Origin of the sequence: Terriglobus sp. YAF25 (assembly GCF_052113305.1) — a bacterium.
In the GTDB taxonomy this organism is placed as follows: domain Bacteria; phylum Acidobacteriota; class Terriglobia; order Terriglobales; family Acidobacteriaceae; genus Terriglobus.
On the sequence record NZ_JBFRCY010000925.1, the window covers coordinates 1 to 1,492 of the forward strand.

The following is a 1,492-nucleotide window of genomic DNA, read 5'->3' on the forward strand; positions in this document are numbered from 1 at the left end:
AGACAGGATATGCAAGAGTTTCGGACGGCATCATCGCACCTCCTCATAGGCAGCAACCGGGAGGTTACGTGCCGTAAGCACTGAGAAGAGCGGAAGATACAGCAGCAGGTTGGCGACACCATAGGGAAGTCTGGCCGCTGCAAGACCGACGATGCCAAAGCGCGAAAGCAGGTAGGGCATCAGGCAGACAGAGATGGCTCCGCCAATAACGTTGAAGAGCATTACCGTCCGGGAATGGTCATGTGCGAGCAAGGTGTACGTGGCCGTAACGCCCATACCAGCAAACGCAGTGCTGATGACGGCAAGCGGGAGGACACCGGCTGAGGCTTCAGCGATCGCGCCCGAAGCCCATATCCGCAGCAGCGGAAGCCCCAACGTCACTAGAATTCCTGCTCCGATCGTTACCAGGACGACGTTGCCAAGAGTGGCGATGAGAACCTGTCTTCCTTGGTCGAGCCTGGTACCGGCGCCCGATGCGAAGTGAGGAAACAGGAAGTGGAGACCAGCCGCAGCAATTCCATACAGCGGCTGCGTTAGCTGGAGACACAGAGCATACGCAGCGACTGCCTGCATGCCTAGATGCATGCCCAGAAAGATGCGGTCGATCTGGACGAAGATCACAGCCGATACGGCCTGAAGCCAGCTATAGATCCCGAATCGGAAAAGGTCCTTGAGGATATCTGGGTGAAATGCAGGAGTGATCCAGCGGACATGCATCAGCCTTGCCAGTTCATAGAATTGCCATGCTGTGCCTATCGCGGTGATAAGAGCCGTTGCGGCTACGATCGAGACAATCGACGCATGCAGAATACTCAGAAACGCGGCGACTACAAGCGTAAGGACGCGGGCGCACAGGCTGATCCGGATGCTGGCGGAGTATCGCAGAAAGGCGCGCTGGGTGCTGACGCATACCGTTTCCAGCGCCCTTGCAAGTACGATCAGTGCCGCCAGGCAAAGGCTGAGGAAACACTGGTGGTTCAACTCAGGGGTAACCAGCGTGAAGCGTGCCGCGGCTGTACCGGCAAACGCAAGCAGGATGGTTGCCAGCAGAGATCCAAGAACGAGGTGGATGCTTAAGGTGTTGCGGACGGTGCGTCTGATGGCAACGGGGTCGTCCTGTTCGAGCCAGCGGCTCACCCTCTGAATATTGGCGTCACCGAATCCCGAGGCCGCAACGCTGCCGATCGTAACAACACTGGTAACAAGAGTCCAAAGGCCGTACGGCGCGGCTCCGAGACGATGCAGCACGACGGGAGCGACAATCAGCATTCCCAATGGAACCGCGAGATAGTCGATGACGCCGTACGCCGCATTGGCCAGATGCCGTTTCATCTGCGTACTCCCGGAATTCGATGGAGGACGCGGTTTCCAGAGGCCGCAATCTGTTGCAGAAAGACCTTCTGCACTGTCTCTGCTGGTATTTGTTCCCAGCGATCTCGAATGAGGAGAAAGACCGCGGTAATCAAAACGCTTATCACGGTGAGAGCGAGAG

Annotated in this window: 1 protein-coding gene; it reads right to left on the bottom strand. The window is 57.4% G+C overall.

Features of this window, described 5'->3' with window-relative positions; all coding sequences use genetic code 11:
• Positions 1-30: 30 nt before the first annotated feature.
• Positions 31-1,332 carry an oligosaccharide flippase family protein gene (locus AB4043_RS25270; RefSeq protein WP_442299559.1) on the bottom strand — a complete coding sequence of 434 codons (1,302 nt, stop codon included), beginning with the start codon at positions 1,330-1,332 and terminating at the stop codon, positions 31-33.
• Positions 1,333-1,492 lie beyond the last annotated feature (160 nt).